8 protein-coding genes are annotated in these 13,463 nt (G+C 73.5%); 4 read left to right on the top strand and 4 right to left on the bottom strand.

Annotated elements, in window-relative coordinates; genetic code table 11:
* Positions 1-61 precede the first annotated feature (61 nt).
* Positions 62-6,187, top strand: coding sequence for a Pls/PosA family non-ribosomal peptide synthetase (locus AB7F12_RS08270; RefSeq protein ID WP_428499542.1), 6,126 nt, complete (start codon positions 62-64; stop codon positions 6,185-6,187).
* A gap of 224 nt (positions 6,188-6,411) precedes the next feature.
* On the opposite strand, the gene AB7F12_RS08265 is transcribed toward AB7F12_RS08270, so the two are convergent.
* The 4 genes from AB7F12_RS08265 to AB7F12_RS08250 all read right to left on the bottom strand — a co-directional run bounded on the left by AB7F12_RS08265 (position 6,412) and on the right by AB7F12_RS08250 (position 10,335).
* Positions 6,412-6,558, bottom strand: coding sequence for a hypothetical protein (locus AB7F12_RS08265; RefSeq protein ID WP_428499543.1), 147 nt, complete (start codon positions 6,556-6,558; stop codon positions 6,412-6,414).
* A 581-nt stretch (positions 6,559-7,139) separates the two neighbouring features.
* Positions 7,140-7,355 carry a DUF7455 domain-containing protein gene (locus AB7F12_RS08260; protein WP_428502761.1) on the bottom strand — a complete coding sequence of 72 codons (216 nt, stop codon included), beginning with the start codon at positions 7,353-7,355 and terminating at the stop codon, positions 7,140-7,142.
* Between the two features lie 5 nt (positions 7,356-7,360).
* On the bottom strand, positions 7,361-7,588 hold the full coding sequence (locus tag AB7F12_RS08255; RefSeq protein ID WP_428502760.1) for a hypothetical protein: 228 nt from the start codon (positions 7,586-7,588) through the stop codon (positions 7,361-7,363).
* 158 nt (positions 7,589-7,746) lie between these two features.
* Positions 7,747-10,335: an Hsp70 family protein gene (locus AB7F12_RS08250; protein WP_428502759.1), complete on the bottom strand. Its 2,589-nt coding sequence runs from the start codon at positions 10,333-10,335 to the stop codon at positions 7,747-7,749.
* 221 nt (positions 10,336-10,556) lie between these two features.
* On the opposite strand from AB7F12_RS08250, the gene AB7F12_RS08245 reads away from it, so the two are divergent.
* The 3 genes from AB7F12_RS08245 to AB7F12_RS08235 all read left to right on the top strand — a co-directional run bounded on the left by AB7F12_RS08245 (position 10,557) and on the right by AB7F12_RS08235 (position 13,461).
* Positions 10,557-11,342, top strand: coding sequence for a sensor histidine kinase (locus tag AB7F12_RS08245; protein WP_428502758.1), 786 nt, complete (start codon positions 10,557-10,559; stop codon positions 11,340-11,342).
* A complete protein-coding gene (locus tag AB7F12_RS08240) occupies positions 11,333-11,998 on the top strand; it encodes a LuxR C-terminal-related transcriptional regulator (RefSeq protein ID WP_428501736.1) in 666 nt (221 codons plus the stop codon). Before AB7F12_RS08245 ends, AB7F12_RS08240 begins: the two co-directional genes overlap by 10 nt.
* Positions 11,999-12,090: 92 nt before the next feature.
* Positions 12,091-13,461, top strand: a complete 1,371-nt coding sequence (locus AB7F12_RS08235; RefSeq protein ID WP_428501737.1) for a hypothetical protein — start codon at positions 12,091-12,093, stop codon at positions 13,459-13,461.
* The last annotated feature ends 2 nt before the right edge of the window (positions 13,462-13,463 follow it).

Raw genomic sequence — 13,463 nt, 5'->3', positions numbered from 1 at the left:
TGCGTCGTCGGCAGGCTTGTGACCAGCAGAGAAGACCCCCAAAATCCGCCAGGAGCCGATCGTGACCACGTTGCAGGAACCCGATGCGCCGCCCGCCGCGGCGACGAATGCGCCGGCGCTGCTCGTGGCCGCCGACTACGCCCAGGGCTCACGGGCCCGCGCCGGAGAGCGCCTCGACCACGTCTTCGAGGAGCAGGCCGACTGGATGCGTGCCTATGGCCGCGCCGGTCACCTCGCCGTCGACGCCGGCGACGTCACCCTGACCTTCACCGAGCTCGACGAGCGCGCCAACCGCCTCGCCCGCCAGCTGCTGGCCTCCGGGGCCCGCGCGGGCGACCGGATCGCGCTGCTGTTCGACCAGGCCGTGCACTCCTACGTCGGCATGCTCGCCGTGATGAAGATCAACGCCGCGTACGTGCCGCTGGACGTCGCGTTCCCGGCCGACCGCATCGCCTACATCCTCTCCGACGCCGGGGTGAGCACGGTGCTGTCGCTGTCGCACGTGCGCGACCGCGTCGTCGGCCTCGAGGACTTCGCGCCCGGCCTGATCTACGTCGACCGGCTCGCCGCGCAGATCGAGGCGCAGTCCGGGGCCCGGCTGACCGACGCCGAGCGCGGCACGGCCGTCGAGGACCTGGCCTACCTGATCTACACCTCCGGCACGACGGGCCGCCCCAAGGGCGTCGCGATCGAGCACGCGAGCATCTGCAACTTCGTCCGGGTCGCCGCCGAGGTCTACGGCCTGCGCGCCAGCGACCGCGTCTACCAGGGCATGACGATCGCGTTCGACTTCTCCGTCGAGGAGATCTGGGTGCCGTGGATGGCGGGCGCCACGCTGGTGCCGAAACCCGCCGGTACGTCACTGCTGGGCATGGACCTGCACGCCTTCCTGACCGAGCGCCACGTCACCGCGATGTGCGTCGTCCCGACGCTGCTCGCGACGATCGAGGAGGACCTGCCCGCGCTGCGCTTCCTGCTCGTCTCCGGCGAGGCGTGCCCGCAGGACCTCGTCGCCCGCTGGCACCGCGACGGCCGCCGCTTCCTCAACGTCTACGGCCCCACCGAGGCGACGGTGACCGCGACGTGGACCGAGGTCCACCCCGACCGGCCCGTCACCATCGGCCAGCCGCTGCCCACCTACACCACCGTCGTCCTCGACCCGGAGAACCCGTACCGGGCCCTGCCGCACGGCGAGGTCGGCGAGATCGGCATCGCCGGCATCGGCCTGGCGACGGGCTACCTCAACCGCGAGGACCTCACCGACAAGTCGTTCATCTCCGACTTCCTGGGGATCGCGGGCAACCCGTCGGGGCGCATCTACCGCACCGGCGACCTCGGCCGCGTCAACGAGGACGGCCAGATCGAGTACATGGGCCGCATCGACCTGCAGGTCAAGATCCGCGGCTACCGCATCGAGCTCACCGAGATCGAGTCCGTGCTGCTGCAGGTGCCCGGGGTGTCGGCGGCCGTCGTCGACACCTTCGAGCCCACGCCCGGCCAGGTCGAGCTCGTCGGCTACTACAGCCTCAAGACGGGCGTCGCCCCGCTCGACACCGACGCCATCCACGCGCACCTGCGCGAGCGGCTGCCCGCCTACATGGTGCCCGCCTACCTGGAGCACCTCGCCGCCATCCCGATGACGACATCGGACAAGGCCGACCGCAAGGCCCTCCCGCCGCCCACGATGCGCCGCGCCGGCGGGCCCGCGGGCGAGATGGTCGCCGCCGAGACCGCCACCGAGGAGATCCTCTCCGCCACCCTGGCGAAGACGATCGGTCTCGACGCCGTCTCCGTCGACTCCCACTTCTTCGACGACCTCGGCGCGAACTCCCTGCTCATGGCCCGCTTCTCCGCGGCCCTGCGCAAGGAGACGTCGCTGGCGGCCCCGTCGATGCGCGAGATCTACGCCAACCCGACGATCCGCGAGCTCGCGATCCACCTCGGCGGCGAGGCGCCCGGCGCGTCGGCCGCGGTCCGCACCGGACCGGTGGTGAAGGGCTCCACCGCCGGCTACCTGACCACGGGCGCCCTGCAGCTCATCACGTTCCTGGCCTTCACCTACCTCGGTGCCCTCGTCCTCGAGCGCGGCTTCGTATGGTCGGTCGAGGGCGCGACGCCGCTGGAGATCTTCGGCCGCTCCGCGCTCTACAACTCCGGCATCTACCTCGCCGCCTGCCTGCTGCCCATCGCCGCCAAGTGGATCCTCGTGGGCCGCTGGTCCGAACGCGAGATCCGGCTGTGGAGCCTCGGACACTTCAGGTTCTGGCTCGTGAAGACCCTGGTCCGGGCCAACCCGCTGGCGCTCACCGCCGGCACCCCGCTCTACACCTTCTACCTGCGGGCCCTCGGGGCGAAGATCGGCAAGGGCACGACGATCCTGTCGCGCACCGTCCCCGTCGCCACCGACCTGCTCACCATCGGCGCCGACACCGTCATCCGCCGCGACTGCTCGTTCGCCGGCTACCACGCCGTCGCCGGGGCCATCCGCACCGGCCGCGTCACCATCGGCTCGGACGTGCTCGTCGGCGAGAAGACCGTGCTCGACATCGGCTCCTCCATCGGCGACGGCGCGACCCTCGGGCACACCTCGTCGGTGCACGCCGGCATGCACGTCCCGGCGGGCCAGACCTGGCACGGCGTCCCCGCCGAGCCGACCACCACCGACTACCGCGTCGTCGAGCCGCTGCCCTGCGGGTCGCTGCGCCGCTTCGGCTACGCCGCCGCGCAGCTGCTGTTCGCCGTCGCGGTCCTGCCGCTGGCCGGCGCCGCGCTCCTCGCCCTCGCCACGATGGTGCCGCAGGTGGGCGCCGCCGTCGCCGACGGCCACGCGCTGCTCACCGACCCCGGCTTCTACCTGACGGTCGCCGCCACCACCGGTGGCGTCTTCCTCGCCGGAGTCCTCGGCGGGCTCGCCCTCATGGTGGTCGCCCCGCGCATCCTGTCGGTGCTCGTGAAGCCGGGCCGCACCTACCCGCTGCACGGTTTCCGGTGGGCCGTCGCGAAGACGATCACCCGACTGACGAACTCGTCGTTCTACATGACGCTGTTCGGTGACGCCTCCGCCGCGACCGGCTACCTCGCCGCCATCGGCTACGACCTCGGCGAGGTCGACCAGACCGGCTCGAACTTCGGCACGGAGCTCAAGCAGGACAACGCGCTGTACACCTCGATCGGCCGCGGCACGATGGTGTCCGACGCCCTGTCGGTCATGAACGCCGACTTCTCCGCCTCGTCGTTCCGGTTCTCCCACGTCGCGATCGGGCAGGACAACTTCATCGGCAACAACATCGCCTTCCCGGCCGACGCCAGGGTCGGCGCGAACGTCCTGCTCGGCACCAAGGTCATGGTCCCGATGGACGGCCCGGTCCGCGAGAACGTCGGTCTGCTCGGCTCGCCCAGCTTCGAGATCCCGCGCACCGTCTCCCGCGACACCGAGTTCGACCACCTCAAGGACCCGGCCGTGCTCAAGAAGCTGTTGCGCCGCAAGAACCGGCACAACGTCGTGTCGATGCTCGCGTTCCTCGGGGTCCGCTACGTCCAGTTCTTCGTCGCGATGCTGGCCTTCGCGATCGCCGCCGACCTGTACTACCTGTTCGCCGAGGTCGGCATCGCGCTCGCGACGGTCGGGACGCTGCTGTTCACCATCGTCTTCACCGCGCTGGTCGAGCGGGCCGTCCTCGGTTTCCGGTCGTTGCGCGCCCGGTTCGTGTCGATCTACGACCCGTACTTCTGGCGCCACGAGCGGCTGTGGAAGCTCGGCGCCAGCGCGATGTTCAGCGGCACCCCGTTCAAGAACCTCAACTGGCGCCTGCTGGGTGTGCGCATCGGCCGCCGCGTCTTCGACGACGGCTGCGCGATCCCCGAGAAGACGCTCGTGACCCTCGGCGACGACGTCGTCCTCAACGCCGGCAGCGTCATCCAGTGCCACTCGCTGGAGGACGGCTCGTTCAAGTCCGACGCCACCGTGCTCGGTACGGGTGCCGTCGTCGGGGTCGAGGCGTTCGTGCACTACGGCGTCACCATCGGCGAGGGTGCGATCATCGAGGCCGACGCGTTCCTGATGAAGGGCGAGGTCGTCGAGCCCCACGCCGTGTGGCTGGGCAACCCGGCCACCGAGCTGCGGGAGCGCCGGACCCCGGCCGCGCCGCAGCAGCCGGCGCGCCCCACCGGGCCCGCCGCCGTCGTGCCCGTCCCCATGTCGCGCTCGGCAGCCGACAAGGCCGCCATGCTCGCCGCCTACGCCGCGGGGTCGGTCCCGAACCTGGACCTGGACCGGCCCGCACCCGGCCCGGTCTTCACCGGCCCGGCCCGGCACGTGGCCGCGGTCGAGGCGACCGTCGTCCTGCCGACGCGCCGCATCCCGGCCGGCGAGCTGCCGGCCGCGACCCCCGCACCTGCGTCGGCCGCCCGGCCTGCCGAGCGGGCGCCAGTGCACCCGACCGCGGTCGTCCGCGCCGCGGCCTCGGCGCCGTCCCAGCAGCGGCCGGTCCCGCCGGCCCGACCCGTCCCGCACCACCGCCCCACCCCGCCGGCAGCTGCCGCGCGGCCCGTCACCGCGCCGGCGCATGCCGCGCGCCCCGTCACCGCGGCCGTGCCGCGCGACCACCAGGAGACCGTCATGACCAGCACCACCACCGGCACCGCCCGCCCGCTCGCCGCCGTCCCGGCCATGCCCGCGACGCCGCCCGCACCCGTCGCCCCGGTCGCTCCGGTGGCCCAGCCCGGCTTCGCCGCCGGTCCCGCGACCGGGCCACGCCCCGTGCCGCGGGGGGCGCCCGCGCCCCGGCCGCCGCTCGCCCCGGTCGCACAGGTCCCGGCTCCGCAGGTCCCGGTCGCCGGACCGATGACCGGCCCGTCGGTCACCACGCCGCTGCCCGGCCCGCGCTCGGCCGAGCTGCTCGCCCGCCAGGCCCGCCGCGAGTCCAACGCCCGCGTCTACCCGCGGCACTTCCCGTTCGCCGTCGCCGAGGCGCAGGGCCCGTTCATCCGTGACCTCGACGGCAACGTGTTCGTCGACTTCCTCGCCGGCGCCGGCGTGCTCTCCCTGGGGCACAACCACCCCGAGCTCGTCGCGGCCGCCACCGAGCAGATGGGCGTGTTCACCCACGGCCTCGACATGGCCTCCCCGGCCAAGGACGCCTTCACCGACGCCCAGCTGTCGATGCTGCCCGCCTCGATGCGCGACCGGATGCGCATCCAGTTCTGCGGCCCCACCGGCGCCAACGCCGTCGACGCCGCGATCAAGCTGTGCAAGACCGCGACCGGCCGCGGCCAGATCGTCTCCTTCCAGGGCGGGTTCCACGGCTCCTCGCACGCCGCGATGGCCCTGACCGGCAACGTCTCCCAGAAGCGCCCGGTCGCCAACGGCATGCCCGGCGTGCAGTTCTTCCCGTTCTCCTCCTGCAGCCGCTGCCCGCTGGCGCTGGACCCGCAGACCTGCCAGACCAACTGCGTCTCGTTCCTCGAGAACGCCCTCAACGACCCGAACGGCGGCCTCGAGCTGCCCGCGGCGGTCATCATGGAGCTGGTCCAGGGCGAGGGCGGCGTGATCCCGGCCCGGCTGGAGTTCGTGCAGCGCGTCCGCCGGCTCACCCGTGAGCTGGGCATCCCGCTGATCGTCGACGAGGTGCAGACCGGCTGCGGGCGCACCGGTACCTGGTTCGCGTTCGAGCAGTACGACATCGAGCCCGACGTCGTCATCGCGTCGAAGGCGCTCTCGGGCATGGGCCAGCCCGTCGCGGTCATCATGTACGACGAGAAGCTCGACACCTGGGCCCCCGGCGCCCACACCGGCACCTTCCGCGGCAACCAGCTCGCCTTCGCCGCCGGCGCCAAGACCGTCGAGATCGTCCGCCGCGACGACGTGCTCGGCAACGTCGTGGACCGTGGCCGGCAGGTCGCCTCGCGGCTGGCGGGCTTCGCGGCCCACCCGGCGGTGCTGGAGGTCCGGGGGATGGGCCTGATGTGGGGCATCGAGCTCGTCGCCCCCGCCGACGGTCGTACCGTCACCCAGCTCGCCGAGGACGTCCAGGCCCGGGCCCTGCGTGCCGGGCTGATCGTGGAGCTCGGGGGCCGCGACGACTGCGTCGTCCGGATGCTGCCGCCGCTCAACGTGACCGCCGAGGTCATGGACGTCGCGTTGTCGATCCTGGTCCGCTCGATCGAGGCGGCCTGGGCGAACGCCTGACCGGCGGCCCCGCGGGCCGCCACCGGCCCGACGCCCGACCCGGGCGCAACCTCACGGTCCTCGCCGACGCGGCGAGCGACCGTGAGGTTGCGCGCGTTCCGGGGGCGGCCCGACGGCGGTCGCCACCCGGCCCCGGGCCGGAGGTCGGGCGCAACCTCACGGTCCTCGCGAGCGCGGCGGGCGACCGTGAGGTTGCGCGCGTTCGGGGGTGGGCGGTCCGAGGGTCAGGTCTCGGGGAGCGTGCCTGCGAGGACCCGGGCGAGCCGGCCCTCGGGGATCCGCCGGCGTGGGTGGGCGGCGCGGCCGGCTGCGGGCAGCGCGCGCTCGCGACGGCCTGCTGCCCAGCCGGATTCGCCCAGCCGGATCTGCACGGCCGGATCTGCACGGCCGGATCTGCACGGCCGGGAGGTCGTCGCCGGGCACGCCGCCGCCCGGCGCCCGGCGGCGTCGGTCCGGGTCATCCCGGACAGGACCCTGCCGACCTGCCCGGCGGGGTGAGCGGCCCTGCGCGCCAACGTGTTCTCGACGACCATCGTCGCGTCGGGGCCCGGCGCGCAGCAGCCGGATGTGGTCGGCCACGAGGTCGTCGTACCGGTCGCCGCTGCCGGGGACGGGCATGCACGCTACGAGTGCGGCGTTCGCCGGCCCCGCGGCTGTGGGGCACCACCCTTCGAGGGTGGGCTGTCGCCGGTCCACGTGGTGTGGCTGTCCACGGCCCCCTGGGCGCTCGTCCACCTGCTCATCGGCGGGCTGCAGGCCCGTCGACCTCCGAGCTGCTGAGGCTCGTCTACGTCGGCGGGGCGGTCGAGAGCGCCGAGGAGCACCCGACCTGCCCCGGCCCCACCTCGACGACGCGCGGCGGGCCCGCGCCGATCCCCGGACGGCGAGGAGCCCGGTCGTCGGGTGACGACCGGGCTCCTCGTGCGGGCGGCGGTGGCTGTGGGAGGTGGGGTCAGGGGTCGGTGACCAGTTCCGCGCCGACCTCGCGCAGGCGCGGTGCGTGCCGGCGGGCGTGGTGGCCGCAGAAGAGCAGCTCACCGGTCGGCAGCAGCGCCCGGACGCGGGCGGCGGCACCGCAGGCGTCGCAGCGGTCGGCGCGGGTCAGCGGGCGGGTCACGGCGTCGGCGACGGCGGCGGTCATGGCGGTGGCGGCGGCGAAGGCGGTCATCGTGATCACGCGGCCGCGAGGACGGCGACGCCGGTCGGGGTGAGCGCGGCCGGGCCGGGCCGGTCGACGATCAGCCCGGCGGTGGTCAGGCGCAGCCCGGCGAACTGGTCGCTCAGGTTCAGGCCGTCGACGACGAGGCCGCCCCCGGCGGGGGAGAACTCGGCGCGGCCCGCAGCGACGGCTCGCAGGACGGCGCGGTCGCGGCCGTTGATGGGGGTGACGGTGGCGTTCATGACGTTCTCCCTTCGGTGTGGTGTCCGCTGTGATGCGGACCACTGAAGGATGCGCCGGATCGGGCGTCGGATACATGACGCCTACCCCCCACGTGAAAGGGCCACCCCACCGGAATCCGGTGGGGTGGCCCCTACCCGTGTGCTGCCGAAGGAGGAACTCAGCCGGCGAGGTTGAGCATCGTCAGCGTGCCGTCGGTGAGGTTGGTGACGTACCCGGTCTTGCCGTCGGGGGTGATCGCGACCGACGTCGGCGAGAGGCCGACGGGCAGGGTCGCGGTCACCGAGTTCGAGTCGGCGCTGATCACCGACACGGTGTTGTCGGCGACGTTGACGACGTAGGCGAAGCGGCCGTCGGGCGCCCAGCTGATCTCCTGCGGGTTCTTGCCCACCGGGATCCGCGCGACGACCTGGTCGTTGTCGGTGTTGATCATCGTGACGGTGTTCGAGTCGTAGTTGACGTTCGCGACGAGCGGCCGCTGGTGGTTCACCGCGAGGCTGTGCGGGCTCTTGTCGACCGGGATCTGGGCGATCTCGGACTCGTTCGCGACGTCGATCACGGAGATGACGTTCGACTCGTGGTTGGCCGTGTAGGCCTTGGTGCCGTCGGTGCTGAACTCGATCCAGTGCGGGTTGGGCGCCACCTTGAGGGTGTTGACCACCGTGTTGGTCGACGTGTCGATGATCGAGATCGACCCGGAGTCGTGGTTGGGCACCCACAGCTTGGAGCCGTCCGGGGTGACCGCCGCGAGGAACGGGCGGGTGTCGACCTTGATGTTCGCGACGATCGAGTTGGTCGTCGTGTCGATCACGGCGACGTCGGCGATGGTCCGCGCGTCATCCCAGATGCTGACGTAGATCTTCCTGCCGTCGGGCGCGAACGCCAGGTACTGCGGCGGCCCGGCGTCGACGGGGATGGTCGCGGTGATCTTGTTGACCGACGTGTCGATGACCGTGACGGTCTTGGTCGCGCGGTTGGCGACGTAGACCTGGCGGCCCGACGGGGAGACCACCGCGAACCCGGCGGGCTTGCCGCCCGGGATGGTCTGGCCCAGCGACGGGATCGGCACGCTCGAGGCGACCGTGACCGGGGTGGTCCCGCCGCCGCCGGCGGCGGTCGTGTCGGTGGCCGCCGTCGCCGTCGACGAGGTGTCACCGCCGGTCGCGGCGCTGCTGCCGGTACGGCTCAGCGCCCACCACGTCCCGCCACCCACCAGGGCGAGGAGCACGACGACGGCGGCGACGATCGCGAGCACCTTCTTGTTGCCGCCACCGGAGCCGCCGCCCCGCGCGCCGGGCGCCCCCGGTGCCGGGGGAGGTCCGGGCGGGGTGCCGGGCTGGAACTGCTGCTGCCGGCCCTGCTGCTGTTGGTGTTGCGGCTGTTGGTGTTGTGGCGGCGGGCCGGCCGCGGGGGCCTGACCCTGGCCGCCCTGCGGGGGCGGGGTTCCCCAACCACCGTTGCCCTGCGGGGCGGGCCCGCCCTGCTGCGGGGCGCCGGGGGCGCGCGGCGGCAACGTCGCCGCCCCGGCCTGGGGACCACCGCTCGCGGCGTAGGCGCCGAACCCGGCACCGGCGGCCGCGGCGGCGGCCGCGCCGCCACCGGGCAGCATGCCGCCCTGCTCGGGCGCGGCCGAGACGACGACACCCGGCCACGCGACCGCACCGCCGGAACCGCGGCCGGCGCCCGACGCGCTGGCGGCGGCGAGCGTGGCCGCGCCGAGCGCGACCGCGTACTTGGGGTGGGCGTCGACGACCGTGGGCCGGCCGAGCTCCTCGGAGATCATCCGCGACACCAGCGGGATCCGCGACGACCCGCCGACGAGCAGGACGGCCGACAGGTTCGTCGGCTCCACCTGCGCCGAGCGCAGGGTCCGCGACAGCGTCCCGATCGTCGACTCGATCGGCGCGCGGATCATGTCCTCGAACTCGGCCCGGGTCAGCCGGATGTCGAAGTGGCGGCCGGGCAGGAAGACCGGGATCGTCGTCTCGGAGTCGATCGACAGCGCCTCCTTGGCCAGCACGCAGTCCTGGCGCAACCGGGCCAGCGCGATCGCCGTCTGCGGGTCGCCCATGTCGAGCTCGGCGAGCGCGCCGCCGGAGGAGTAGTTGACGTGCGACAGGATCGCCTCGTCGAAGTCGACGCCGCCGAGGCGCTCGATGCCCTCGGGCGAGCCGAGGATCTCGATGCCGCCCGGGTGCTTGCGCAGCACCGTCGCGTCGAACGTGCCGCCACCGAGGTCGTAGACGGCGATGACCTCGCCGTCGGCCAGGTGGCGCGATGCGGCGTAGTGCGCGGCGGCGGCCTCCGGCTCGGTGACGGTCTCGGGCCCGGTCAGCCCCGCGAACTGCGGGACCTCCTCGAACAGCTCCCGGCGGAACGGGCCCCAGTTGGCGGGGTGGGTGAGCACGACGCTGTCGGGCTTGCCGCCCTCGGTCTCGGTGACCCGGCCGAGCACGTCGCCGAGCAGGGTGCCGAGCAGCGTCGTCACCGCGTAGGGCGAGCCGCCCAGCACCACCGGTGTCGGGTCCCCGAGGCGGCGCTTGAACTCCCGCGCGACCCGGTCCGGGTTGCTCACCGCCCGCCGGTTCGCCGCGTCACCCGTGACGAGGTTTCCGTCCTCGCGCAGGAAGACGACCGACGGGGTGACGACCGTCCGGTCCCCGAGGGTGAACATCTCCACCCGGGAATCGCGTGCGACCGCGGCCGCCACGAACGTCGTCCCCAGATCGACTCCGAGGTTGTAACCCACCGCCGCCTCCCCCTGAGAACCAGCACACATCGTAACGAGCAGTCGCCGCTGGATCGAGATACCTGCGGGTGGCATTCACCCTGGTAGGGCTCGTTCGTGAGTCGCCCGAACGCGTCGCAACGTTACCGATCGAGGCGACGTCGGCACGACGGGGGAACGCCCCGTTCCGAGGTGGGGTTTTCCCCATTCCTCGCTGGTCCACCGGGAGGCAGGCTGCGACGATGACCGTCGAGCCCGCGCACCGCCCCGGCGGTGCCCCCGGCGCGGGTCCGGAGTGGCAGGAGGTGCCCGTGGGAACGGATCCCGTAGCGCCCCTCAGCGGCGCCGCGGCGCCGGACGCCGGGTCGCCGGACACAGTGTCGCCGGACGCCGTGCCGGTCCCCGCGCCGCCGGTGTCCGCGCCGCCGACGGTCCGGCTGCTCTCGCCCGGCCCCCAGGAGCTGCTGCGCTCGCACCGCGCGCACTGGGCCCGCCGCCGCCGGCTCGAACGCCAGCTGCACGACGGCGCGTCGCTGCGCATCTCGGCGCTCGCGCTGCGGATCGGCGTGATGCGCCACCGGATCGCGCAGGCGTCGCCCGATCTCGACGAGACGATCGACGAGCTGCAGGAGCAACTGCACGCCGTGCTGCAGGAGCTGCGCGACGTCGCCGGTCGCATCTACCCGACGTTGCTCGACGAGGCCGGACTCGGCCCGGCCCTGCGGGAGGCCGCCGACCGCAGCGAGGCCGTCGTCCGCGTCGTCGCCCCCGACGGCAGGTTCGACCCGGCCGCCGAGGGCGCCGCCTACTTCGCGCTCGCCGAGGTCCTGTCCGGGCTCGGCGGGGAGCACCGCGACGTCACGGTCACCATCACCGCCCAGGACGCGGCGCTGGTGGTCGCCGTCGACAACGTCCCGGTGGACGCGGGAGGGCAGATGCTCGACGAGGTCGCCGGCCTCGGTGGGACGATCGACGTGACCGGCGGCACCGGCGTCGGCACGATTCTTGCGAGGATTCCATGCGCGTAGCACTGGCCGAGGACGGTGCCCTGTTCCGTGAGGGCCTGCTGATGCTCCTGCAGGCCACGGGCCACGAGATCGTCGGCGCCACCGCCGACGGCGACTCGCTGCTCGACCTGCTCGCCACCGAACCGTGCGACGTCGCGATCCTCGACATCCGCATGCCCCCGGAACCCGACGGGGGGCTGATCACCGCGGAACGCCTGCGCGCCAAGTACCCCGACATGGGCCTGCTGTTCCTGTCGCACTACGCCGAGTCGCACTACCTCATGCGGATCCTCAACATCGGCACGGACGCGATCGGCTACCGGCTCAAGGAGAAGGTCGGCAGCGTCGAGGTCCTCTCCGACACCCTCGACCGCATCCGCGACGGGGAGATCGTCATCGAGCCGTCGCTGGCCAAGCGGCTCGTGGAACGTCCCCGCGGGGAGAAGAAGGGCCTGGTCGCGTCGCTGTCCGAGCGCGAGACCGACGTCCTCAAGCTGATGGCCGAGGGCCGGTCCAACAACGGCATCGCCGGGCAGCTGTTCGTCACGCCCAAGGCCGTGGAGAAGCACATCGCCAACATCTTCGGCAAGCTCGGCCTGCACGCCGACACCTCGGAGAACCACCGCCGGGTCCTGGCGGTGCTCGCGTTCCTGCGGTCCCAGCGTGACGACGACTGACCACCCGCCGGGGCTGTTCGGCGGGGTCGCCGTACCTCTAGCGTGACCGTCTCGAACCCGGGCACGTCCCGGCCGGACGGGCATGGTGGGCGATGAACCGGACGACACTCGCACGGCTGGTGCGGGGCCTGATCGTGGCGGCGGCGGTGGCCGTCGTGGTCGTCGTCGTCGTGGAGGGCGCGGGACTGCTGCTGCGCCCCACCGACAGCATCGGTGTGCTGCTGCCGTTCGCGGCCGCGGCGGTGTGCGCGGTCGGCCTCGCGCTGCTCGCACCCCGGATCACCCGGTTGGTCACCCGGCTCACCCACCACCGGGAGACCACCCCGTACAGCGCGCTCGCCGACGCCGCCGCCCGGATCCGCGCAGGCTCCCTGGAGGAGGCGCTGCCCGGGCTCGCCGAGGTCGTCGCCGAAGGCACGTCGGCCGCGCGCGGGGAGGTGTGGCTGGCGGTCGGCGACCGGCTGGTCCTCGCCGCGCACCACCCCGCCGAACCCACCGCGCCCGCCGCGGCCCAGCCCGGCAACCTCGCCGTCGACAACCTCGCCGTGCTGCTGACCCGCGACGACACCGACCACGTCGTCCCCATCCTCGACGGCACCGAGCTGCGGGCGGCGTTGACCGTCGGCAAGCCGGGCGCATCGATCACCCCGGCCGACCAGCAGCTGATGCGCGACGTCGCCAACGGTGCCTCCATGCTGCTGCGCGGCGTCGCGCAGAACGCGGAGCTCGCCGAGCGGGTCCGCCGCGCCGACGAGCTCGCCACCACCCTGCAGGCCTCCCGGGCCCGGCTCGCCCGGGCCCGCGACATGGAGCGCCGCCGGCTCGTCGTCGAGCTGTCCCACGCCACCACCGACCGCCTCTCCGGGCTGCGCGCCGACGTCGTCGCCGCCCAGGACGCCGTACTCACCGAGGGCGCCGAGGACGGCGCCGCGGCCGCCCGGCGCCTCGCCGACGCCCGCACCGGCCTCGACGAGCTGCTCGACCGCTTCCGCGTCATCGCCCGCGGCGTCTACCCGAACGTGCTGCGCGACCACGGGCCCCTCGGGGCCCTCGACGAGGTCGTCGCCGACCTCCCACGCGCGGTCGCCCTCGGCGGCACCATGGACGAGCGGCTCAGCTGGGAGATCGAGTCCGGCATCTACTACGTCGCCGCCGCCGCGCTGAAAGGCCTCGCCGAACAGCCGGCCGACGAGGAGCTCGCCGTGACCCTCGACCACGTCGACGGCCGGGTGACCCTCACCGTCGACGACGCCTGCGCGCCCGTCGGCCTCGCCGCGATGCGGGAGGCGCTGGCCGACGAGGCCGAACGGCTCGCCGCCCTCGGTGGGGCGGTCGAGCTCGACGGCACCGAACCGGCACCCGGGGGCGGCCCGGCACACGTCGTCGTGCGCGCCTGGATACCCGACCGGCTCGAACCGCTGGTCGACGTCGGTGGGGCCGTGAGCTCCGCGGTCCGGGGCTGAAC

This window comes from Pseudonocardia sp. (assembly GCF_050250275.1).
In the GTDB taxonomy this organism is placed as follows: domain Bacteria; phylum Actinomycetota; class Actinomycetes; order Mycobacteriales; family Pseudonocardiaceae; genus Pseudonocardia.
Note: the sequence above shows the minus strand (reverse complement) of the source record. Positions and strands in the feature narration are given on the sequence as shown.

Bases quoted from the DNA above. Each gene is read 5' to 3' on its own strand.
- AB7F12_RS08260 (WP_428502761.1), bottom strand. From the start codon at position 7,355: ATGACCGCCTTCGCCGCCGCCACCGCCATGACCGCCGCCGTCGCCGAC.
- AB7F12_RS08255 (WP_428502760.1), bottom strand. From the start codon at position 7,588: ATGAACGCCACCGTCACCCCCATCAACGGCCGCGACCGCGCCGTCCTG.
- AB7F12_RS08245 (WP_428502758.1), top strand. From the start codon at position 10,557: ATGACCGTCGAGCCCGCGCACCGCCCCGGCGGTGCCCCCGGCGCGGGT.
- AB7F12_RS08240 (WP_428501736.1), top strand. From the start codon at position 11,333: ATGCGCGTAGCACTGGCCGAGGACGGTGCCCTGTTCCGTGAGGGCCTG.
- AB7F12_RS08235 (WP_428501737.1), top strand. From the start codon at position 12,091: ATGAACCGGACGACACTCGCACGGCTGGTGCGGGGCCTGATCGTGGCG.